18 protein-coding genes are annotated in these 20805 nt (G+C 71.5%); 8 read left to right on the forward strand and 10 right to left on the reverse strand.

The features are described 5' to 3' along the window. The first annotated feature begins 44 nt into the window (after positions 1-44). Positions 45-995 (forward strand): carbohydrate ABC transporter permease, encoded by a 951-nt coding sequence (locus ACZ6R6_RS12985; RefSeq protein WP_470092903.1) that lies wholly within the window; start codon positions 45-47, stop codon positions 993-995. On the opposite strand, the gene ACZ6R6_RS12990 is transcribed toward ACZ6R6_RS12985, so the two are convergent. Continuing rightward, positions 953-1687 (reverse strand): YflT domain-containing protein, encoded by a 735-nt coding sequence (locus ACZ6R6_RS12990; RefSeq protein ID WP_470092905.1) that lies wholly within the window; start codon positions 1685-1687, stop codon positions 953-955. The genes ACZ6R6_RS12985 and ACZ6R6_RS12990 overlap by 43 nt on opposite strands. A gap of 251 nt (positions 1688-1938) precedes the next feature. Here ACZ6R6_RS12990 and ACZ6R6_RS12995 point away from each other — a divergent pair, with 251 nt between their 5' ends. Continuing rightward, positions 1939-2082: a hypothetical protein gene (locus ACZ6R6_RS12995; protein WP_470092907.1), complete on the forward strand. Its 144-nt coding sequence runs from the start codon at positions 1939-1941 to the stop codon at positions 2080-2082. A 70-nt stretch (positions 2083-2152) separates the two neighbouring features. On the opposite strand, the gene ACZ6R6_RS13000 is transcribed toward ACZ6R6_RS12995, so the two are convergent. Further along, entirely contained in the window at positions 2153-3592 is a 1440-nt protein-coding gene (locus tag ACZ6R6_RS13000) for a GuaB1 family IMP dehydrogenase-related protein (RefSeq protein WP_470092909.1), read from the reverse strand. Positions 3593-3728: 136 nt separating this feature from the next. Here ACZ6R6_RS13000 and ACZ6R6_RS13005 point away from each other — a divergent pair, with 136 nt between their 5' ends. Next, positions 3729-4196, forward strand: coding sequence for a GyrI-like domain-containing protein (locus ACZ6R6_RS13005; RefSeq protein WP_470092911.1), 468 nt, complete (start codon positions 3729-3731; stop codon positions 4194-4196). An 81-nt stretch (positions 4197-4277) separates the two neighbouring features. Here the strand turns inward: ACZ6R6_RS13005 and ACZ6R6_RS13010 are convergent, their stop codons facing one another. The 5 genes from ACZ6R6_RS13010 to ACZ6R6_RS13030 all read right to left on the reverse strand — a co-directional run bounded on the left by ACZ6R6_RS13010 (position 4278) and on the right by ACZ6R6_RS13030 (position 7997). After that, positions 4278-4820 (reverse strand): hypothetical protein, encoded by a 543-nt coding sequence (locus ACZ6R6_RS13010; RefSeq protein WP_470092913.1) that lies wholly within the window; start codon positions 4818-4820, stop codon positions 4278-4280. Then, a complete protein-coding gene (locus ACZ6R6_RS13015; RefSeq protein ID WP_470092915.1) occupies positions 4817-5053 on the reverse strand; it encodes a helix-turn-helix transcriptional regulator in 237 nt (78 codons plus the stop codon). Before ACZ6R6_RS13015 ends, ACZ6R6_RS13010 begins: the two co-directional genes overlap by 4 nt. A 19-nt stretch (positions 5054-5072) precedes the next feature. After that, positions 5073-5909 (reverse strand): ABC transporter permease, encoded by an 837-nt coding sequence (locus ACZ6R6_RS13020; protein WP_470092917.1) that lies wholly within the window; start codon positions 5907-5909, stop codon positions 5073-5075. Beyond that, positions 5906-6751, reverse strand: a complete 846-nt coding sequence (locus ACZ6R6_RS13025) for an ABC transporter ATP-binding protein (protein WP_470092919.1) — start codon at positions 6749-6751, stop codon at positions 5906-5908. The genes ACZ6R6_RS13020 and ACZ6R6_RS13025 overlap by 4 nt, the downstream gene beginning before the upstream one ends. Before the next feature lie 112 nt (positions 6752-6863). Further along, the gene (locus tag ACZ6R6_RS13030) at positions 6864-7997 is read right to left on the reverse strand and encodes a CaiB/BaiF CoA transferase family protein (RefSeq protein ID WP_470093209.1); all 1134 of its coding nucleotides are present in this window, start codon (positions 7995-7997) and stop codon (positions 6864-6866) included. Positions 7998-8211: 214 nt separating this feature from the next. Between ACZ6R6_RS13030 and ACZ6R6_RS13035 the strand changes: the two genes are divergently transcribed. The 4 genes from ACZ6R6_RS13035 to ACZ6R6_RS13050 all read left to right on the forward strand — a co-directional run bounded on the left by ACZ6R6_RS13035 (position 8212) and on the right by ACZ6R6_RS13050 (position 13542). Further along, on the forward strand, positions 8212-9819 hold the full coding sequence (locus tag ACZ6R6_RS13035) for a serine/threonine-protein kinase (RefSeq protein WP_470092921.1): 1608 nt from the start codon (positions 8212-8214) through the stop codon (positions 9817-9819). A gap of 1 nt (position 9820) precedes the next feature. Then, positions 9821-10801, forward strand: coding sequence for an NAD(P)-dependent oxidoreductase (locus ACZ6R6_RS13040; protein WP_470092923.1), 981 nt, complete (start codon positions 9821-9823; stop codon positions 10799-10801). Between the two features lie 119 nt (positions 10802-10920). Next, positions 10921-12270 carry an FAD-binding oxidoreductase gene (locus tag ACZ6R6_RS13045; protein ID WP_370879799.1) on the forward strand — a complete coding sequence of 450 codons (1350 nt, stop codon included), beginning with the start codon at positions 10921-10923 and terminating at the stop codon, positions 12268-12270. 12 nt (positions 12271-12282) lie between these two features. Next, positions 12283-13542, forward strand: coding sequence for a class I SAM-dependent methyltransferase (locus ACZ6R6_RS13050; RefSeq protein WP_470092925.1), 1260 nt, complete (start codon positions 12283-12285; stop codon positions 13540-13542). Between the two features lie 121 nt (positions 13543-13663). On the opposite strand, the gene ACZ6R6_RS13055 is transcribed toward ACZ6R6_RS13050, so the two are convergent. From ACZ6R6_RS13055 to ACZ6R6_RS13065, 3 genes are all read right to left on the reverse strand, one after another. After that, the gene (locus ACZ6R6_RS13055) at positions 13664-15178 is read right to left on the reverse strand and encodes a type 1 periplasmic-binding domain-containing protein (RefSeq protein WP_470092927.1); all 1515 of its coding nucleotides are present in this window, start codon (positions 15176-15178) and stop codon (positions 13664-13666) included. Beyond that, complete coding sequence (locus tag ACZ6R6_RS13060) at positions 15171-17201, reverse strand: serine/threonine-protein kinase (RefSeq protein ID WP_470092928.1); 2031 nt, start codon at positions 17199-17201, stop codon at positions 15171-15173. The genes ACZ6R6_RS13055 and ACZ6R6_RS13060 overlap by 8 nt, the downstream gene beginning before the upstream one ends. A 165-nt stretch (positions 17202-17366) precedes the next feature. Next, positions 17367-18902 carry a long-chain-fatty-acid--CoA ligase gene (locus ACZ6R6_RS13065; protein ID WP_470092930.1) on the reverse strand — a complete coding sequence of 512 codons (1536 nt, stop codon included), beginning with the start codon at positions 18900-18902 and terminating at the stop codon, positions 17367-17369. A 180-nt stretch (positions 18903-19082) separates the two neighbouring features. Here ACZ6R6_RS13065 and ACZ6R6_RS13070 point away from each other — a divergent pair, with 180 nt between their 5' ends. Next, on the forward strand, positions 19083-20627 hold the full coding sequence (locus ACZ6R6_RS13070; protein ID WP_470092932.1) for a GMC family oxidoreductase: 1545 nt from the start codon (positions 19083-19085) through the stop codon (positions 20625-20627). Positions 20628-20805: the final 178 nt, after the last annotated feature.

Genomic DNA, 20805 nt, shown 5'->3' on the forward strand with positions numbered 1-20805 from the left:
GACCTGCACGGCGCCACGGGGACGTGGCCGGCGAAGGAGTCCGCGTGACCACACTGACCCAGACCGTGGCACGGGCCGGGGCCGTCACGGCGCCGCAGCGTGTCAGGCGGCGGCTGACGAGCCGGGTCGCCGGCGCCGTCGCGATCGTCATCGCGGTCCTGTGGACCACCCCGACCTTCGGCCTGCTGCTGTCGTCGCTGCGCCCGGAGGACCAGATCAAGTCCACCGGCTGGTGGACCTTCTTCTCCGCCCCGCAGCTCACGCTGGAGAACTACCAGCAGGTGCTGTTCGGCACCTCCTCGTCCTCCGGCCAGATGGCCAGCTTCCTGATCAACTCGGTCGTCATCACGATCCCCTCGGTGCTCCTCCCGCTGGCCCTGGCCACCTTCGCCGCCTACGCGCTGGCCTGGCTGCCCTTCCGGGGACGCGAGTGGATCTACATCGGCGTCTTCGCGCTGCAGATCGTGCCGCTGCAGATGGCGCTGGTACCGCTGCTGTCGTTCTTCTCCCAGGGGGTGGACGTCTTCGGCGTCCAGGTGCTGCCCGCCTGGGACCTGGAGGGGCCTGCCCGCTTCGTCCAGGTCTGGTTTGCGCACACCTGCTTCGCGCTGCCGCTGGGCATCTTCCTGATCCACAACTTCATGGCCGAACTGCCCGGCGAGCTCATGGAGGCCGCCAGGGTGGACGGCGCCACCCACGGCACGATCCTGCGCAAGCTCGTCCTCCCGCTGGTCGGCCCCGCCCTGGCCAGCTTCGGCATCTTCCAGTTCCTCTGGGTCTGGAACGACCTGCTGGTGGCCCTGATCTTCGCGGGCGGCACCGCCGAGAGCGCCCCCATGACGGTACGGCTGGCGCAGATGGCCGGCACCAAGGGCAACGAGTGGCAGCGCCTGACCTCGGGCGCGTTCGTGTCCGTGATCATCCCGCTGGTCGTCTTCCTGTCGATGCAGCGCTATTTCGTCCGGGGGCTGCTGGCGGGCAGCGTCAAGGGCTGATCCGGGGCCGTGGGCCCGGTGACGGCGTCGTGGCCGGAGGTCGCGGGCCCCGGGACGGCGTGGTGGCCGGGTGCGGCGGGCTCGGCCGCGGCCGCGTGCTCCGGAGCCGGGTGCTCCGGGACGGCGTGGTTGGCGGGGGCCGTGGGCTGCGCGGCGGCCGGGTCGTAGAGCCCGGCCGACGGCGGCACCTCGACGACCATGGTGTCGGCGGGACCGGGGGCCCCGTCCATGACGGCCCGGGCGTGGTCGAGGTGCGAGGCCGCGACCAGCACGTCGTAGCGGCCGGCGACGATGGCGCTGCGCGAGGCGAAGTCCCGCTTGCCGTGGGTGAAGAAGTGGTTGATGAACCCGAACGCGGCCCCCATCACGGCGCCCCAGAGCGCCGCCCAGAGCACGAGAACGATGAACGACATCGTGGTCGAGGTGAACAGCCCGAGGAACATCCCCACCACGGCGCCGAAGGCGGCGCCGCTGCCCGCCCCGGCGAGCGCGGCGCGCCCGTTGGTCATCCGGCCGGTGACGGTCTCCTCCAGCTTCAGGTCGCTGCCGACGATCGCCACGTGCTCGACGGGGAAGCCCGCGTCGGAGAGCGAGTCCACGGCTCGCTGCGCGGCCAGGTAGTTGTCGTAGCCGACCAGGACTCTCCGGTCGACGACGACCTCGGTGGCCAGGGGGGTGGAGAGCTCTGCCATGTCCGTCCGCCTTCCCGTGCGTGGGGGTTGAATCCGGTCTGGCGACTACCCGGCGGCCGGGCGACAATGCGCGATTTCCCGGTGGACCTTGTGCTCGGGGAGGACCTGTAATACTTTCAAACGGAAAGTTTTCATATGAAAGTGGGACATAGAGCGACAAAACGCCCTGCCACTGTTAAGGTTCTTTAGGAATAGGCGCCGCCGGTGGGCGGTACGGGTTGTCCGGAGCTAGGTCCGCGAAGGAACCTGGAATGATCGCACTCATCGTGGTTATCGAGGCAGTTCTCGCGCTCATGGGACTGATGGCGATGTGCCGTCTCACCCGCTGCGCGGGCAGGCCGTTGTCCGCCCACGACCGCCGCGGCCGCGCCGTCGGGGTGCGACGGCACCGCTGATCGCCCCGTGACCCGCCGGGGCGGGGGCGGGCCGGAGGCGGCGGCGCCGTGGGCCGCCGCCCGGCCGGGACTACCAGCTCTGGTGGAGGGGCATCCCCTCGGTGTAACCCGACGAGCTCTGGACGCCGACCACCGCGCGCTCGTGGAACTCCTCCAGGGTGGAGGCGCCCGCGTAGGTGCACGAGGAGCGCAGACCGGCCACGATCGCGTCGATCTGGTCCTCGACGCTGGGCCGGTCCGGGTCGAGATACATCCTGGAGGTGGAGATGCCCTCCTCGAACAGCGCCTTGCGGGCCCGCTCGAAGGGGGAGTCCTCGGCGGTGCGCAGCTTCACGGCGCGGGCCGAGGCCATGCCGAAGTTCTCCTTGTACTTGCGGCCGTCGGCGGCGGTGCGGGTGTCCCCGGGAGACTCGTAGGTCCCGGCGAACCAGGAGCCGATCATCACGTTGGCCGCCCCGGCGGCCAGGGCGAGGGCCACGTCGCGAGGGTGCCGGACGCCGCCGTCGGCCCAGACGTGGCGGCCGAGGCGGCGGGCCTCGGCGGAGCACTCCAGCACGGCGGAGAACTGGGGACGGCCGACGCCGGTCATCATCCGGGTGGTGCACATGGCGCCCGGGCCGACGCCGACCTTGAGGATGTCGGCCCCGGCCTCGACCAGGTCGCGCACGCCCTCGGCGGTGACGACGTTGCCCGCGGCGACCGGCACGCCCGGGTCGAGCGCCCGGATGGACCTCAGCGCGCTGATCATCTTCTCCTGGTGACCGTGGGCGGTGTCCACCACCAGACAGTCGACCCCGGCCTCGAGCAGTTCCTTGGCCTTGGCGGCCACGTCGCCGTTGACGCCGACGGCCGCGGCGACGCGCAGCCTGCCGGAGGCGTCGAGCGCCGGCTTGTACAGCGTGGCCCGCAGCGCGCCCGTCCGGGTCAGGATGCCGACCAGGCGGCCCTCGGCGTCGACGACCGGGGCGAGCCGGTGGCGGCCTCCGTGGAGTCGGTCGAACGCCTCGCGCGGGTCGAGTCCGGCGGGCAGGGTGAGCAGGTGGTCGGACATGACCTGGGAGAGCTGCGTGTACATGTCCACGCCGCCGCAGTCGCCCTCGGTGACCACGCCGACCGGGCGGTTCTCCCAGTCGACGACGATGATCGCGCCGTGCGCCCGCTTGGGCAGCAGGTTGAGCGCCTCGCCGACGGTGTCGTGCGGGGTGAGGGTGAGGGGTGTGTCGTGGACCAGGTCGCGTGCCTTGACCCAGCCGACGACGTCGGCGACGACGTCGAGCGGGATGTCCTGGGGGATCACGGCGACGCCGCCGCGCCGGGCGATGGTCTCGGCCATGCGGCGTCCCGCCACCGCCGTCATGTTGGCGACGACGATCGGGACGGTGGTCCCGGTGCCGTCGTTGGTCGACAGGTCGACGGCGAGCCGGGAGCCGACGGAGGATCGCGACGGAACCATGAACACGTCGCTGTAGGTCAGGTCGTAGGCCGGTGCCATCTCGTTGAGAAACTTCACGTTCGTCCACCTTATCCGGTGCATAGTCCAAGGTGAGCGTTCCCTGTTTTGGGGTTTCCCAAGAGGGAGCACTGGTCGGAGAGGGGACTAAGATCCCATTTGCGTGAATTCAACGGGGTGGCCATGAGGAGGCGCTGTGATCGTTGTGGATCGGCCTGAAATGATCGTCGTGGGTCATGCCGTACGGACCTCGAACGCCGAGGAGGCGGAGCCGGGCAGGGGGCGGCTCGGCGCGCTGTGGGCCCGGGCCGGGGCGCCCGGTGCCTTCGCGCACGTCCCCGGCAGGGTGGACGAGAACATCTACGCGGTGCTGACCGACTACGAGAGCGACCATCACGGTTCCTACACGCAGATCGTCGGGGTGGCCGTCCGCACCGCCGCCGCGCTGCCCGAGGGCATGGTCGCGGTCCGGGTGCCCGGGGTCCAGTCGCTGAAGCTGGAGGCCCGCGGGCCGATGCCGGGGGCGCTGCTGGAGGCGTGGCAGCAGCTGTGGAAGCACACCGAGTCCGGTGGCACCCCGCCCCGGGCCTTCACCACCGACCTGGAGGTCCACCACCCGGCGGGCGTGGACGTCTACGTGGCGGTGTTCCCGTCGATGGGGTGACCGGCCCCGGCCCGGGTCCCCGCGGCCCCGGCCGTTCTCGCCGTCCCGCCGGCGACGGCCGCCTCGGCCGTGCCGCCCGTCTCAACCCTCCAGGTCGTCCTCGTCGTCCGGCGGCGGGTCGGGCAGCTGCCAGCCCGCCATCAGCGGCGGCAGGATGAGGTGCGTCGTGATCAGGCCGAACATGATCATGGTGACCGCCGCGGCCGGGATCTGGACGACCATCTCGCCCTCGGGCATGGCGGTCAGGAGCACCGCGGCGAGCGCGACGAGGGTCACCGTGGTCCCCCGATGGGCGTTGGCCTGGATCTTCCGGCGCTCACGGGACTGGCGTTCGTCGAGGTGGTGCTCGGCGAGGCCGACCACTCCGCGGGTGACCCCGACCAGCGCCGAGTAGACCACGATGTAGATCACCAGCGCGGTCCCCGCCAGGGCGAAGGTGGTCCACATGGCGACCGTGCTCGGCGCCAGGTAGCAGCAGACGATCGCGCTGATCCAGATCAGTCCGGCGGACGCGGCGCCCACCCCGACGAGGATCCGGCGGCGCCTGCGGGTGGCGTACCAGGAGCGCGGGGGCCAGTCGCGGTAGCGGACCTCCAACTGCCCGGGGGTCAGCTCGCCCATCATCTCACCTCACTGCCCAGCCGGGGGAACGGTCTCAGGGAGAACACGACCTCCACCGGCACTTCGAAGTATTCGGCGATGCGCAGGGCGAGGAACAGGCTGGGGCTGTATTCGCCGCGCTCCAGATAGCCGATCGTCTGGTAGTGGACGCCCAGCGCGGCCGCCAGATCCTTGCGCGAGACGCCGCGTTCGGCCCTCAGCACGGAGATCCGGTTGTGTACGTCTTCGGCGGACATCGCAGCAGTCTCCCAGCATTCACGCGCCCTGGGCGGCGAGCTGCCGCTCGGTGAGCCGGGACCCGGACTCCCGCCGGGTCACGCGGCGGATCAGCCCCGGCGCCAGCAGCATCCCGGCGACCGCCCACGCCGCGAGCACGGCGGCCACCCAGGGCAGGCGCCAGCTCCCGCCGATCTCGGCGGCCAGCATGGAGTCGGGCATGAAGGCCGCGCGCAGGCCGAGCCCCTGCCAGTAGAGCGGGAAGGCCTGGGAGACCCACTGGACGGGCTCGGGCATGAACGTGGCGGGGATCATGACCCCGGAGGTGACCATCAGGATCATCATCGGCAGCCCCAGGATCCTGGCCGCGGACTTCGGTCCGGGGACCATGCAGCCGATGATCGCCCCCAGCGGCACCACGGCGACCGTGCCCAGCAGCAGCACCCAGGCCAGGGTCGGCCAGTCGTGCGGCGGCGCCACCCCGCCCACGGCGATGCCGGTGGCCACGATCAGCACGCTCTGCACGGCGATCTGGCACAGGAAGGTCACCGCCCGCCCGGCGAGATAGGCCGGGACCCCGCCGGGGACGGTCCGCAGCCGCAGGAGCGTGCCCTCCTCGCGGTCGGCGGCGATCGCCATCGGGAGGGTCATCAGGCCGTTGGAGAAGATGGTGAAGGCCAGGAACCCGACCGTCATGAACGTGCCCTGGGAGACGCCCGTCTCCCCGACCTCGCCGTCGCCGATCCAGAGCACCAGCAGGGCGAAGACCCCCACCGTGCCGACCAGGGTGGTGACCAGCTCCTTGCGGTCCTTGACCAGGTGCAGGTGCTCTCTCCAGCCCCGGCGCAGGCCGATGCGGACTGCCTTGAGGTTCATGCCGCCCTCCCGATGAGGCTCAGGTAGTTCTCCTCCAGCGACGGGCGCCGGATCTCCAGGCCGGGCACCGGGCCGCCGAACCTGCGGTGCAGCTCCCAGGCCACCTGGGACGGGTCCGGGGTGGTCAGGACCCGCTCGCGGCCCTCCTCCAGCCAGCGGACGTGTGACTGCGCCTGTACGGCCTCCGCCAGCTCGGACGGGGTCCCGCACACGGCGATCTCCCCGCCTACCAGGATCGCGGTCCGGTGCGCCAGCTTCTCGGCCTCGGCGAGGTCGTGCGTGGTCAGCAGCACCGTGATGCCCTCGTCGGCCGACAGCTTCTCGATCAATGTGTGGAACTCCCGGCGCGCCTCCGGGTCGAACCCGGTCGTCGGCTCGTCGAGGAACAGCAGCTCGGGGCGGCCCACGATGCCCAGCGCGACGTCCAGCCGGCGGCGCTGGCCGCCCGACAGGCGGCTCGCCCGCTGTCCGGCCTGCGCGGTCAGGCCGAGCGCGGCCAGCAGCTCGTCCGGGTCGCGAGGGTCGTCGTAGAACTCGCCGAGGTGGGCCAGGAGGTCCCTGGCGCTCCACCGCGGATGGTCGCGCCAGCTCTGGAGCACGATCCCGATCCTGGCCCGCCAGGCGTCGGTGCCGCGCGCCGGGTCCACGCCGAGCACGCTCACCTCACCGGCCGATCTGTCCCTGAAGCCCTCCAGGATCTCGATCGTGGTGGTCTTGCCCGCTCCGTTGGGCCCGAGCAGCGTGAAGATCTCGCCGCGCTCGATGTCGAGGTCGACCCCTCGCAACACCTCGGCCGCGCCGTACGTCATCCGCAGGTCGCGGACGGTCACCGCAGTACTCATATGTAGGAATGTAGTACGTCTACTACATTCCTACCAACTTCTACGACGAAGGGCGGTATACCTGCGCCAGGCGTACCGCCCTCGAAACGGGCCGACCGGGTCGGCGGTCAGGTCATGCGAGCACGCCCGCCGCGCGCAGCTCGGCGGCGGTCTCGTCGGACAGCCCCCAGGAGGACAGGTCGGCCAGCCGGGTGGCGGGGGAGAGGTCCTGCTCGGCCACGCCGAGCAGGCGCGGCGCGGGCGCGGGCTGCCGGACGCCGCCGACCTCGACGAAGGCGCCGCGGGCCTTGTTGTGCGGGTGGTCGGCCGCCTCGCCCATCTCCAGCACCGGGGAGACGCACGCGTCCGAGCCGTCGAACACCGCCTCCCACTCGGCACGGGTCCTGGACCTGAACGCCTCGGCCAGCCGCTCGCGCAGCGCGGGCCACTGGGACCTGTCGTCCCGGTCGGGCAGGTCCGCAAGGCCCATCAGCGAGACCATCTCCGCCCAGAACTGCGGCTCCAGCGCGCCGACCGCGAGGAACCCGCCGTCGGCGGTCTCGTAGGTGTCGTACATGGGCGCGCCGGTGTCGAGCAGGTTGGTCCCGCGCGGGCCCCAGAAACCGCTCTGGACGCCGTGGTAGAACATGGCGAACAGCGTCGCCGCCCCGTCGACCATGGCCGCGTCGATCACCCGGCCCTCGTCGGTCCGCTCCCGCTCGATGAGCGCCAGCAGCACACCGTAGGCCAGCATGAGGCCGCCGCCCGCGAAGTCGCCGAGGATGTTGATCGGCGGGGTGGGGCTGCCGCCCGCGCGGCCCAGCATCGACAGCACGCCGGAGACGGCGATGTAGTCGATGTCGTGCCCGGCGGTCGGCGCCAGCGGGCCCTCCTGCCCCCAGCCGGTCATCCGCCCGTAGACCAGGCGTGGGTTGACCGCGTGCAGGTCGGCGGGGCCGATGCCGAGCCGCTCGGCGACCCCGGGCCGGTAGACCTCGATGACCACGTCGGCGTTCTTGGCCAGCTCCTTGAAGGCGGCCACGCCCTCGGGCGACTTCAGGTCCAGGCCGATCGTCCGCTTGCCGCGGTCCATCACGTCGGGGCGCGGCCTGTCCCCGGCCGCGGCGACGGTGGCGGCACGCTCCACCCGTAACACCTCCGCGCCGTGGTCGGCCAGCATCATCCCCGCGAACGGGCCGGGGGCCAGGCCCGCCAGCTCAAGCACGCGGACTCCGGCCAGCGGGCCCTTCCTGGTCACGCGCTCCATCGACATCTCCTCGGGTGCGGTCTCGGCTCGGGCCGGGTGCGGCCCGCGCTCGGTGACGGGCACCCTTCCCTCCCGGCCAAGTAGAACAACATTCGGCTTTCGGTGGCAAGACATACCGCGTCGAGCCGCCTGGCGCCTGGGTGTTATGGGAAACTTGCGCCTTATCTGAATGGGATCTAGGGGTTACGCGATGACATATCCGCACAGTGAACGGGTGGTCGCTGGGCGTTACCGGCTGCTGCGAGAGCTCGGCCGGGGTGGCATGGGCGTGGTGTGGGAGGGATACGACACACTCCTCGACCGGCCGGTCGCGGTCAAGGAAGTGCTGCTCCCGCCGAACCTCGCCCCGGCCGAGCACGAGCGCCAGCTGACCCGCACCTCGCGCGAGGCCCGGACCGCGGCCCGGCTCAACCACCGGGGCATCGTGGCGGTCTACGACGTGGCCGAGCAGGACGGCCGCCCCTGGATCATCATGGAGCTGGTCAGGGCCCGGGGCCTGGACCAGCTCGGCCCGCTGCCCGTCCAGCAGGTCGCCGACATCGGCCGCCAGGTGCTGTCGGCGCTCCAGGCGGCCCACGAGGCGGGGATCCTGCACCGCGACGTCAAGCCCAGCAACATCCTCCTCGCCCCCGACGGCCGGGCCGTGCTGACCGACTTCGGCATCGCGACCGTGGAGGGCGACACCTCGCTCACCCAGACCGGCATGGTGACGGGCTCGCCCAGCTTCCTGCCGCCGGAGCGCGCCACCGGCGACGACGCCGGCCCCTGGTCCGACCTGTGGGCGCTCGGCGCCACCCTCTACGCGGCGCTGCTGGGCCACGGCCCCTTCGAGCGCACCACCGCCATCGCCACGCTCGGCGCCCTCCTCACCGAGGAGCCCGACTTCGGCCGGGTGCCCCCCGCGATGCGGGAGGTGCTCACGGGCATGCTCCAGCGCGACCCCGCCCACCGGCTGACCCCCCAGCAGGCCGACATGCTCCTGGCGGAGGCGGCCGGCGACCCCACGGCGGCGGCCCGCCGTAGCGGCTCCACGGGGACGGCGCCCCGCCGTACCGAACGGCACCGCAAGGCGGAGACGCCCACCTCCGCGATGCCCAGCAGGCGGAGACGGGACCGCGGCCGCGGCCGGATGCCGTTGATCGTGGCCGCGGTGGTCGTCCTGGGTGGCGGGGGAGCGGCGGCGGCCGTGGCGATGACGCGGTCCGACCCGCCAAGCTCCTCGCAGGCCGGCCCGGTCTCCGACACCTCCACCGTCGACGCCGGCGCCACCGCGACCACCGAGACGGAGCCGCCGGCGCAGTCCCCCACCCCCAGACCGTCCAGGACCCGCAGGCCCGTCGAGGCCGGACAGCAGTGGAAGCTGTGGCGGGCCAAGGCGCCCGAGAGCTGGTCCATCCGGTATCCGGCGGGCTGGCAGGGCGACTGGGCCGCCGAGACGGGATACACCCAGTGGTTGCGCCGCGACGGGGGCGCCCACATGTCGGTGGAGGCGCTCCCCGGCCCGCACGACAGCGTGGAGTCACTCCAGGGGACCGTCAGGGACGACGTGGCGCAGTGGAGCGAGATCCTCTCCGAGGACACCGCGAAGGTCCCCGCGGCCTACGGCTCCGCCCTCCAGTGGGAGTTCACCTGGAAGATGAAGGACAGCGGCGGCGTGCCGTGGGCCCGCTCCGGGGTGACCTACCACGAGGTGCGCCGCTTCATCGGGGTCGGTGACACGATCATGGTGCTGAGCTGGACCACCGCCGACGGCGAGTGGAAGGGGCAGATCGGTCAGATGAGCCAGGCGTTCAAGAGTTTCCACCCGCGCGGAGGAGAATGACATGACCTGGAGGGTGCTGGCGCTGCCGCCGCTGCCCGAGGAGGCGCTGCGCCACCTGCTCGGCCCGCTGGGCGGGCGGGTCGCCGTGTCCGTCCCGGCGGCCCGCGACAGGGCGGCCCTGCTCGCCGCCCTGCCGGAGGCGGAGATCGTGGTCGGCGACTGGAGCGGCGCGCTCGTGCTGGACGCCGAGGCCGTCGCCGCCGCCCCGCGCCTGGCGTTCGTCCAGCAGCCCTCGGTGGGCGTGGACGGCCACGACCTCGACGCGCTGGCCGCGGCCGGGGTGCCGCTGGCCAACACCGCGGGGGTGAGCGCGATCGCCGTGGCCGAGTGGTGCTTGGCCGCCGCGCTCGCGCTGTCGCGCCGGCTGCTCGACGCCGACGCCGCGGTCCGCGCCGGCGGCTGGCCACAGCTCGACCTCGGCCCCCGGGAGCTGTCCGGCTCACGTGTGGGCATCGTCGGCTACGGCCCGATCGGCGAGGCGTGCGCCCGGATGTTCGCCGGTCACGGCTGCGAGGTGTCCTACTGGACGCGGCGCCCCCGCGAGGTGCCCTACGCCTACCGGGAGCTGCCGGAGCTGGTCGCCGCCTCCGACGTGCTCGTGGCGGTGGTCGCCCTGTCGGAGGAGACCCGGGGCCTGATCGACCCCTCCCGGATGCCCGCCGGATCGCTGCTGGTCAACGCCGCCCGCGGGGGAGTGGTGGACCAGGCGGCGCTGGTGTCCGCGCTGGAGTCCGGGCACCTGGGCGGCGCGGCGCTGGACGTGTTCGACACCGAGCCGCTGCCGCCGGGCGACCCGCTGCGCGACAGTCCCCGGGTGCTGCTGTCACCGCACGTGGCCGGGGTGACCTCGCAGTCCACCGGCCGGCTGCTCCGGCGCGTGCTGGACAATCTGGAGGCCGCGGTGGAGGGACGCCCGGTGGCCGACGTGCTCAACGGGGTGGAGCCGGTGGTCCGCCGACGCCTCGCGGACGGGCGGCCGTAGAGTTTCCGCGCGTTTAACGTGTCCGGTCTGGCTCCGGGGACACCCGAGATATAACGTGCTAGGGCCGATCTTTACTATGAGGGCTCTGGGGGTGAGGTCCTGTGCAACAGATGACACAGATGTCGGCGCATCGGCGCGCCGTCGAGCAGATCAGGGAATCCTACGCCGCGATCCCCGAGGACGCGGTGCCCCGGCTGGCCAAGGCGACCACGAACCTGTTCCGCTTCCGGGACGGCTCCTCCGGGGCGAAGCTGTCGGCCCGGGACCTGGACCAGGTCATCGAGGTGGACCCGGTCACCATGACCGCAGAGGTCCAGGGCATGACCACCTACGAGCACCTGGTGGACGCCACGCTCGCGCACGGGCTCATGCCGTACGTCGTGCCGCAGCTCAAGACGATCACGCTGGGCGGGGCGGTGACCGGGCTGGGCATCGAGTCGACCAGCTTCCGCGACGGGCTGCCGCACGAGTCGGTGGAGGAGCTGGAGATCCTCACCGGCGACGGCCGGATCGTCGTGGCCCGCGACGACAACGAGCACCGAGACCTGTTCCGTGCCTTCCCCAACTCCTACGGCACGCTCGGTTACGCGCTCCGGATCCGGATCAAGCTCAAGCCCGTCCAGCCGTACGTCCGGCTGACCCACATCCCGTTCAGCGACGCCGACAAATGCATGATCGCCATGAAGGAGATCTGCGAGCGCGGTGAGCACGACGGCGAGCCGGTCGACTTCGTGGACGGCACCTTCTTCGGTCCCGGCGAGCTCTACATCACCGTCGGCCGCTTCGCCGAGCGGGCGCCATACCTGTCCGACTACACCGGCATGCGCATCTACTACCGGTCGATCCAGACCAGGACCCGCGACTGGCTGACCGTCCGCGACTACCTGTGGCGCTGGGACACCGACTGGTTCTGGTGCTCGCGCGCCTTCGGCGTGCAGGGGGCGCTGGTGCGCTCGCTCATGCCGCGCAAGTGGATGCGCTCCGACGTCTACCGCAAGCTCGTCGGCCTGGACCGCAAATACGGTGTGATCGCCCGGGTGGACCGGTGGCGGGGGCAGCCGGTCCAGGAGTCGGTCATCCAGGACATCGAGGTGCCCGTCGAGCGGGGGGCGGAGTTCCTGGAGTTCTTCCACGACAAGGTCGGCATGGAGCCGGTCTGGATGTGTCCGCTGAAGTCCACCGGCGAGTGGCCGCTCTACCCCCTGGAGCCGGGGCGGCTGTATGTGAACTTCGGCTTCTGGGGGACGGTCCCGCTGCCTCGGGGCCAGTTCGACGGTTACTACAACCGGCTCATCGAGAACAAGGTGCACGAACTGGACGGGCACAAGTCGCTGTACTCGACGTCGTTCTACTCCCGGGACGAGTTCTGGCGGTTTTATAACGGAATCGCCTACTGGCCCGTCAAACGGGCATACGACGCGGGTGGCCGGTTGCTCGACCTCTACGACAAGTGTGTACGGGGGCGTTAGGAGGTTGATTCTGTGAAGCTCGCAGAAATCTTCGAAAAGGTCATAGGTACCGAGGCGGACATCCGGTTCGCCGCTTATGACGGCAGCAAGGCCGGCCCGGCCGACGCCGACATCACCGTCGAGGTGAGGTCCCCCATAGCAGTGGCCTACCTGGCGCAGGCCCCCGGCGAGCTCGGTCTCGCCCGGGCCTACGTGTCCGGGCATCTCGACGTCCACGGGGACATGTACTCCCTGCTGTCGCGGATGTGGTCGCTCACCATCAACGACATCCCGACGAGTGAGAAGCTCGCGGCCATCCGGGCCCTCGGCGTCAAGCCCCTGCTGATGCGGGTGCCGCCGCCTCCCCAGGAGATGCGGCGCAGCATGCTGGCCAGGATGGGCAGCAGGCACGCCAAGCAGCGCGACGCCGAGGCGATCCACCATCACTACGACGTCTCCAACAGGTTCTACGAGTGGGTGCTGGGCCCGTCCATGGCCTACACCTGTGCGGTCTTCCCCGGCGAGGAGTCCACGCTGGAGGAGGCGCAGTACGCCAAGTTCGACCTGGTGGCCAAGAAGCTGGGCCTGAAGCCCGGGATGCGGCTGCTGGACGTCGGCTGCGGCTGGGGCGGCATGGTCATGCACGCCGCCCGCGAATACGGCGTGAAGGCGCTGGGCGTCACCCTCTCGCGCCAGCAGGCCGAGTGGGCGCAGAAGGCCATCGCCGACGCCGGACTGGGCGACCTGGCCGAGGTCCGTCACATGGACTACCGGGACGTGAAGGAGAGCGACTTCGACGCCGTCAGCTCGATCGGACTGACCGAGCACATCGGCAAGGAGCAGCTGCCGTTCTACTTCCGTTTCCTGTATGACAAGCTCCTCCCCGGCGGCCGGATCCTCAACCACTGCATCACCCGGCCGACCGGCACCGAGAAGACCATCAACGCCGGCGGCTTCATCAACCGCTACGTCTTCCCCGACGGGGAGCTGGAGTCGGTCGGTTACCTCATCCGCCAGATGGAGGATCTCGGCTTCGAGATCCGCCACGAGGAGAACCTGCGCGAGCACTACGCCCAGACGCTCCGCTACTGGTGCGCCAACCTCGACGAGCACTGGGCCGAGGCGGTCCAGGAGGTCGGCCGGGGCACGGCCAGGGTCTGGCGGCTCTACATGGCCGGTTGCGTGGTCGGCTTCGAACGCAACAAGATCCAGCTCCACCAGGTCCTCGGGGTGAAGCTCGACTCCGAGGGCGCGGCCCACATGCCGCTCCGCCCCTCTCTCGACTGGCCCTGAGCCTCGATCGGCGTACGGCCCGCACCCCGCCCCGGGGTGCGGGCCGTACGCCGTCCGGAGCGGTCGCCCGGCCCGTCCGTCCACCGGCCGGGAGCGGTCGCCCGCCCCGTCCGCCGACGGGTCAGCCGGACGTGCCGGGCCCTCCCGGGACGCCGGACCTGCCGTCCACCTCGGATCTGCCCGGCGGATCCCCGCTCTCCGAGGTCAGCTCGGTGAAGGAGACCTTGCCCTCGGGCAGGAGCCGCAGGATCGGCATGGCCTTGTTGACGGGATTGCCCTGCTTGTCGAAGGAGATCCAGCCGCTGGCGGCGGCCACGGTGAAGGGCGCGCTGGTCAGCAGGTTCGCGACGGCGCTGGCCGAGGGGCGGGTCTTGCCCTGCGCGGCGAAGATGTCCACCACCCCGATGGCGGTCAGCATCGCGTCGTGATGCATGATGGCCTGCCCGTCGTCGAGGGACTCCTCGGGGAACAGGGCGCCGAAGCTGTCGATGCCCCGCCTGAAGCGGTTGGCGATCGCGGGCTGGACGGCGTCGGGGTGGCTGTCCCACGCGGCGGGGTGGGCCAGTCCCGTGTAGTAGACCTCCATGTTGGCCCGGGTGTCGTCCCAGAGCGGCTCCGGCTGGGCCCGGTTGAGGTTGCTGGCGTCGTCGCCGGTGACGACGGTGATCTTCCGGTCGGCGCACGTGCGGCGGGTCAGCGCCCGCAGGAAGGGCGGCAGGTTCCGCCACCGCCCGGCGAAGAAGACCACGTTGGCGCCGCTGTTGCAGATCCGCTCCGGCATCTGCCCGAGCACCGTGTCCGCGCTGTCGAGGGAGGAGTCGTAGGTCAGCGGGACGTCCAGGAGGCGGTTGGCCGCCTTCGCCCGGCCGACGATGTCGGCGAAGGCGGTGGTGAAGGCCCCGGCGAGGGTGCTGGTGTAGGAGTCGCTCCGGTTCTTGTCCTGCACCAGGACCGCGGTGACGGCGCCGCGCTCCTTGAGGAAGTGCGCGATCGCCCGCGTCTCGGCGCTGTTGGAGGGGGCCACCCGGACCATGGTGGCCTTGCCCGCGAGCCTGTCGGAGGTGATGACGGAGCCCACCAGGGCGATCTGGGCCGTCACGAGATCGTTGATCGCGCCCTCCGTCCCGGTGACGCTCGACCCCAGGCCGGTGACCGCCACCAGATGCTCCTGGCCCGCAGCCTTCTCCTTGAGCTCCTCCACCGTGGCCTGCCAGGCGTCGGCGCCACCGGAGGAGTCGGCGAGCAGGAGCTGCACGTTCGGCGCGCTGGCGTCTCCCTCGTTGTGGTTGCTCCAGTATTGGGCCAGATAGGCCCCCTGCAGGGCGTGCCGGACGGAGTCGGTGCTCTGCATGCTCGCCGGACTGGTCGCCGGGTTCATCGGCAGCATCACCGCGATGCTCACGTAGGGCGTCTCCTGCGCGCGCACCCAGTCGTTCTCCCGGCGGATGAGATCGGTGACGGCCGACAGGTCCGCGGTGTAGGGCTCGGAGCCGTCGGTGACCCGGGGGAGCGGGCGCAGGACGACGAACAGCCCGGCGCCCAGGGCGCCGGCGAGCAGCGCGCAGAGCAGCCCGAACCAGAAGGGGTGCACCTTCCGGAACGGCGCGCGCCCGCCGAAACCGCGCTGCTCACTCATCGTCGTCCTCCCGGTCGTAGCGGTGGGCCTCGTTCACCAGGACCGCTCTGCCGCTGGTGGCGTACCGGGCGAGCAGCCGCAGGCCGTCGGCGACGCCCTGGCGCCTGCTGCGCAGGGGGTCCGTCCCGGGATCGGACAGGAACCAACGGTCGACGACCACGCTGCGCACGACGGCCGTCCGGTCCGTGCCGGCCGTCCGGTCCGTGCCGGACCGGTCACCGTCCGCACCGTCCGGCGGCTCCGGTCCGTCCGCCGGCTCCTGGATGAGCCGGCCGTACAGGTCGTCCAGGGTCTCCGTCACCGGCAGCCGGTTCGGCGCCGAGGTGATCCAGTTGTACTGCCTGATCCACTCGGCCATGTCGATCCGGTTGAACCGCCCGTCGAGCAGCGCCACCACCTCCCGCAGGTGGCGGCGGCCGGCGGGCCCCAGGTCCACGCGGGCCAGCCGGTGGTGCATGACCATGGACAGCCGGTCGCGCGGCAGCTCGTCGCGGGAGGCGTAGAGGGCTTCGAGCCGTCCGTGGACGGTGTCCCACAGCGGGCCGTCGCGGCGGTGGCGGCCGGCGAGCTCCCGCAGGAGCAGGTGCCTGAGCCAGGGGTGGATCACCGGTGCCGCGCCCGGCGCCGGATCGGTGACCGACCACATGTGGTCGCCGAGCTCGTCGATCGCCGAGCGCCACCGGCGGGAGGGGAGCCCGGCGTCGTCGGCGTCGGCCAGGTTGGTCGCGGCCGAGCACGCGACCAGGTCCTCCAGGTCGTGCGGGAAGTCCCGGAAGGGGTGCTGGGGGTGCGCCCTGCCGAAGGAGGGGAGCAGACGCAGGTCCTGCTCGCTCCAGCCGGCGGCCGGCTCCCGGGCGGCCTCCTCCCGCTCCCGCGTGGCCATGACCTCCAGCAGGTGCGCGACCGCCAGCGGATGGCCGCCGGTCAGCGCGTGCACGAATCCCGCGTGGGCCCTGCCCGGTCTCCCCCGGGTGGCCGCGCGCATCCGTGCCACCTCGGCGCGGCTGAGCCCCGGCAGCAGCACCGGATACCACCAGCGCTCGCGCCCGCCGCCCGCGCGGACGGTGAGCCAGTCGCCGTGGCCGGCCCGCCGTACCGGGCGCGGCTGCCGGCCGCCGCCGTCGTCCGGCGGGCCGAGGACCCCGGGACGTTCCCAGTGGCGGCCGAGGTCCGGCCAGGCCCTTGAGGCGGCGACCACGAGCAGGGGGTCGCGGCCGGCCGGGCCCAGGGTGTCGGCCCGGTGGCTCTTGGCGGCCACCAGCGCCCGCAGGAACTCCCGGCCGGAGGGGCTATCGGCGTTGTCCAGCAGGACCAGGCAGTTGCGCGGGCGCCACTTCCTGGACCAGCCCTCCCGCAGGTCCTCCAGGAGCGCCTCGCAGATGATCCGCGCCGCGGCCGAGGACCCGTCGCCGGCCTCGCCGGAGCGGCTCAGGTCCGTCAGGCCGCCGGGCCCGAGCCGTCCGCGGTACCAGGCCATGCCCCGGCGTTCCAGGAGGTCGACCAGGCGCCGTCCCCGCGAGACCCGGTCGATCAGCGCGGCGATCAGCGGACCGGCCACCGGCAGCACCGGCAGACCCGTGCCGAGCTGGTTGAACAGCTCCTTGAGGGTCTTGGCGCCGTCGGGGATCCCGCGCTTGCCGCGGATCAGCTCGTAGAGCTGCTGCTCCGCCTCCTCCTGTCCCAGTTCGGGGTCCAGCGTGAGCGCCAGGTTCCCCAGCACCACCCGGGGCAGTTTGACGGGGGCGAACTGGCGCCAGCGGCCGCCCATGACGCGGCCCGCGATCTGCGCGGCGGTTTCCCATGCCTTTATGTCGGGTTGTTCCGCGCAATCGATGTGGACGAATGGCAATGAAAAGGAGGCCGCGGCGTTTTCCGCGACCTCCGTGAGAAGAGTGGTCTTGCCGCTTCCGCGTGGACCGAGGAGCATGATGACGGGCAGTTCGCCGCGTCCGGGCCCGTCCTCACGGTCGAGGCACTCGTTGATCAGCCGCTCGCAGGCGACCGTCAACTCGCTGTCCACCATATTCTGCCCGCCTCTGGCGATTCCCTGCCCGTTGCGCCGGGGGATGGACGAGAGCGCGTCTGCGGCTTTTCTACGCAGGCCCGTATCGTAACCTAGCTTTTCGGGAAATGCTTTCGGATCGGGCGAGTATGGCTATTTTCAATTATCCGCGGAAAGGCCGGCCGTTCACCTGAGCTCGCGCTTGAGGATCTTCCCGGTGGCGGTCATCGGGAGGGCGTCACGGAACTCGATGATCCGCGGATACTTGTAGGCCGCCATGTTCTCCTTGCACCAGGCGATCAGCTCCTCCTCGGTGGCGGACGCCTCGGGGGTGCGGATGACGTAGGCCTTGACCTCCTCGCCGTGCGAGGCGTGGGAGACTCCGACCACCGCGGCGAGCGAGACCGCGGGGTGGGTCATCAGGACCTCCTCCAGCTCGCGCGGGTAGACGTTGAAGCCGCCACGGATGATCAGGTCCTTGGCCCGGTCGATGATCGCGTAGTAGCCGTCCTCGTCACGGGTGGCGATGTCGCCGGTGCGGAACCAGCCGTCGTTCATGACCTCGGCGGTCGCCTCGGGGCGGTTGTAGTAGCCCTTCATCACGTTGTGCCCGCGGATCGCGATCTCGCCGGGGCCCTGGCCCTCGACCGTCTTCCAGTCGTTGTCGATCAGCTTCATCTCCACGCCCCAGATCGGCGTGCCGATCGTGCCGGGCTTGGTGGGCCGGCCGAGCTGGTTGAAGCTGGCCACCGGGGAGGTCTCCGACAGGCCGTAGCCCTCCAGGATGCCGATGCCGAAGGTGGCCTCGAAGTCCTTGAGCACCTCGACGGGCGAGGAGGCGCCGCCCGCGACCGCGACCCTGAGCGAGGTGGGCACCTCGTCGCCGTCGGCGTGGATCTTCGTCAGCATGGCCCAGTACATCGTCGGCACGCCCGCGAACAGCGTGATGTTCTCGGCGCGCATCAGCTCCAGGGCGGGGCCGGGCTCGAAGCGCGGCATGAGCACCACGGTGGCCCGGCGGCGGAAGCCGAGGTTCATGACGGTGGTCTGCCCGAAGGAGTGGAACAGCGGCAGCGCGGCCAGGAAGGCGTCGCCGTCCTCGCCGCGGGGGAACATCTCGTCCGAGACCATGGCGTTGAGCAGCATGTTCTGGTGGCTGAGCTCGGCGCCCTTGGGCTGGCCGGTGGTGCCGCTGGTGTAGAGGATCACCGCGGTGTCGTCCGGCGCGGTCTGCACGGTCGCGAACTCGCCGGACACGCCGTCCAGCGCCGCCCACAGCGTCTCGCCGTACGCGGACTCGGTGGCGAACGCCGCGGCCGGCAGCACGAAGAAGTGCTCCGTCGCCGTCGCCCGGTCGAAGCCCGCCCGCCCGCGCTCGCCGAGCGGCAGCTCCGGGGTGCCCTCGAAGCAGAACAGTGCCTTGGCCTCGCAGTCCTCCAGGTGGTAGGCGATCTCCCGGGGCTGCAGCAGCACGTTGAGCGGCACGACCGTGGCGCCGGTCTTGAGGATCCCGTAGTACACGAACGGGAAGTAGGGGAGGTTGGGGCAGGCCAGCGCCACCTTGTCGCCCTTGCCGACGCCTCTGGAGACCAGCAGGTTGGCGACCTGGTTGGCGATGGTGTTGACCAGGGAGTAGGGCAGCCTCAGGTCCCCGAAGACCAGGGCGGTGCGGTCGGGCTGCTCCCGGGCGCTGTCCTCCAGTGCGACCGACAGGTTGAGCATGGTGCTTCCTCCTCCGAACAAGCGCTGACCCGCTCATACTCGCAGTTCGAGATACCTACCGGTAGGTAACCAAGGTTACAAATTGACGTGTAAAGCAGCGAGGAGTAAGCAGATAAGAGCCCGCTTACCAGGGGCGAGCCGGCCGTCCGTGCGTTCGTGCGACGAAGGGTCAGTGGCCACATGGACTACGACTACGTGATCGTGGGGGCGGGCTCGGCGGGATGCGTGCTGGCCAACAGGCTCTCGGCCGATCCCTCGGCGACGGTGGCGCTGGTGGAGGCGGGAGGCTCCGACGGCGGGCTGGAGGTCCGGATGCCCGCCGGCTTCGCCAAGCTGTTCAAGACCGAGCGCGACTGGAACTTCACCACCGCCAAGCAGTCCGAGCTGTCCGGCCGCGAGCTCTACTGGCCGCGCGGCCGGATGCTGGGCGGCTCCTCCTCGATGAACGCCCAGATGTGGGTGCGCGGCCACCGGGCCGACTACGACGGCTGGGACGTGCCCGGCTGGTCCTACGACGAGGTCCTGCCCTACTTCCACCGGGCCGAGCGCCGCGCCGGCTCCAACCGCGGCGGCGTGTACGGCACGGCGGGCCCGGTCCACATCGCCGAGCTGCGCACCCCCAACCCCCTCACCGCGGCCTTCCTCCGCGCCTGCGAGGAGCTCGGGCTCGCCCGGCTGGAGGAGCTGAACGGCCCCTCCAACGAGGGCTGCTGCCAGACCCCCGTCACCCAGAACCGGGGCCGCCGCTGGAGCTCGGCCGACGCCTACCTCAGGCCCGCGGCCGGGCGGCCCAACCTCACCGTGCTGACCTCCTCGCGCGTGCGCAGGGTGCTGATCGAGGACGGGCGGGCGACCGGCGTGGAGTACGGCGACGGCACGGTGGCGCGGGCTCGCAGGGAGGTCATCCTGTCAGCCGGGGCGATCGGCTCCCCGCACCTGCTGATGCTGTCGGGCGTCGGCGCGGCCGACGAGCTGCGGGCCGAGGGCGTCGAGCCGGTCCACGACCTGCCTCAGGTCGGCAGGAACCTCCAGGACCACCTGGCCTCGGCCGTCATCCTGCACTGCCCCAGACCGGTGACGCTCGCGGGCGCCGAGTCGGTCGCCAACCTGCTCCGCTTCCTGCTCGGCCGGAGCGGCATGCTGACCTCGAACGTCGGCGAGGCCGTGGCCTTCGTCCGCACCTCCCCCGGCGAGCCCGCCCCCGACATCGAGCTGATCTTCGCACCCGGCCCGTTCATCGACCACGGCCTCACCCCGCCGCCCGGCCACGGCCTGACCATCGCCTCGATCCTGCTCCAGCCGGAGAGCCGCGGCCGCGTCTCGCTCGACGGCCGCGAGGTGGTGATCGACCCCGCCTACCTGACGGCGGAGGCCGACGTCCGCCGGCAGGTCGCCGGGCTGCGGAAGGCCAGGGAGCTGTTCGCCACCGCGGCGCTCACGCCGTTCGCCGGACCGCCGATGGCCCCTTACTGGGGCGCGGAGACCGACGAGCAGCTCACCCGCTGGATCCGCGAACGCAGCGAGACCCTCTACCACCCGGTGGGCACCTGCCGGATGGGGGAGGACGCCGAGGCGGTGGTGGATCCGGAGCTGAGGGTCCGCGGGGTCGGCGGGCTCCGGGTCGTCGACGCCTCGATCATGCCGGTCATCAACCGGGGTCACACCCACGCCCCCACTGTGATGATCGCGGAGAAGGCCGCCGACCTGATCGCCCGCACCGGGTGAGGCGGGCGGCTCGTGGAGCCCTCCCTCGAGCCCTCCCGCGGAGGGTGAGGCGGGCCTCGTGTGGGACGCGGGGACCCTCCCGTGCCGGGTGTCGCGGGTTCTCCGCGCCGGCCTGGCGCCCGTCGCGCGCCCGCCTCCGTGTGCCGTGACTCACACTTGACGTAAGTGGGCACTTGCA

It is taken from the genome of Streptosporangium sp. NPDC048886 (genome assembly GCF_055586905.1).

Excerpts from the sequence above, each read along its gene's own strand:
- ACZ6R6_RS13020 (WP_470092917.1), bottom strand. The coding sequence starts at position 5,909 with ATGAACCTCAAGGCAGTCCGCATCGGCCTGCGCCGGGGCTGGAGAGAG.
- ACZ6R6_RS12995 (WP_470092907.1), top strand. The coding sequence starts at position 1,939 with ATGATCGCACTCATCGTGGTTATCGAGGCAGTTCTCGCGCTCATGGGA.
- ACZ6R6_RS12990 (WP_470092905.1), bottom strand. The coding sequence starts at position 1,687 with ATGGCAGAGCTCTCCACCCCCCTGGCCACCGAGGTCGTCGTCGACCGG.
- ACZ6R6_RS13030 (WP_470093209.1), bottom strand. The coding sequence starts at position 7,997 with ATGGAGCGCGTGACCAGGAAGGGCCCGCTGGCCGGAGTCCGCGTGCTT.
- ACZ6R6_RS13060 (WP_470092928.1), bottom strand. The coding sequence starts at position 17,201 with ATGGTGGACAGCGAGTTGACGGTCGCCTGCGAGCGGCTGATCAACGAG.
- ACZ6R6_RS13010 (WP_470092913.1), bottom strand. The coding sequence starts at position 4,820 with ATGATGGGCGAGCTGACCCCCGGGCAGTTGGAGGTCCGCTACCGCGAC.
- ACZ6R6_RS13015 (WP_470092915.1), bottom strand. The coding sequence starts at position 5,053 with ATGTCCGCCGAAGACGTACACAACCGGATCTCCGTGCTGAGGGCCGAA.
- ACZ6R6_RS13055 (WP_470092927.1), bottom strand. The coding sequence starts at position 15,178 with ATGAGTGAGCAGCGCGGTTTCGGCGGGCGCGCGCCGTTCCGGAAGGTG.
- ACZ6R6_RS13065 (WP_470092930.1), bottom strand. The coding sequence starts at position 18,902 with ATGCTCAACCTGTCGGTCGCACTGGAGGACAGCGCCCGGGAGCAGCCC.
- ACZ6R6_RS13045 (WP_370879799.1), top strand. The coding sequence starts at position 10,921 with ATGTCGGCGCATCGGCGCGCCGTCGAGCAGATCAGGGAATCCTACGCC.
- ACZ6R6_RS13040 (WP_470092923.1), top strand. The coding sequence starts at position 9,821 with ATGACCTGGAGGGTGCTGGCGCTGCCGCCGCTGCCCGAGGAGGCGCTG.
- ACZ6R6_RS13070 (WP_470092932.1), top strand. The coding sequence starts at position 19,083 with ATGGACTACGACTACGTGATCGTGGGGGCGGGCTCGGCGGGATGCGTG.
- ACZ6R6_RS13025 (WP_470092919.1), bottom strand. The coding sequence starts at position 6,751 with ATGAGTACTGCGGTGACCGTCCGCGACCTGCGGATGACGTACGGCGCG.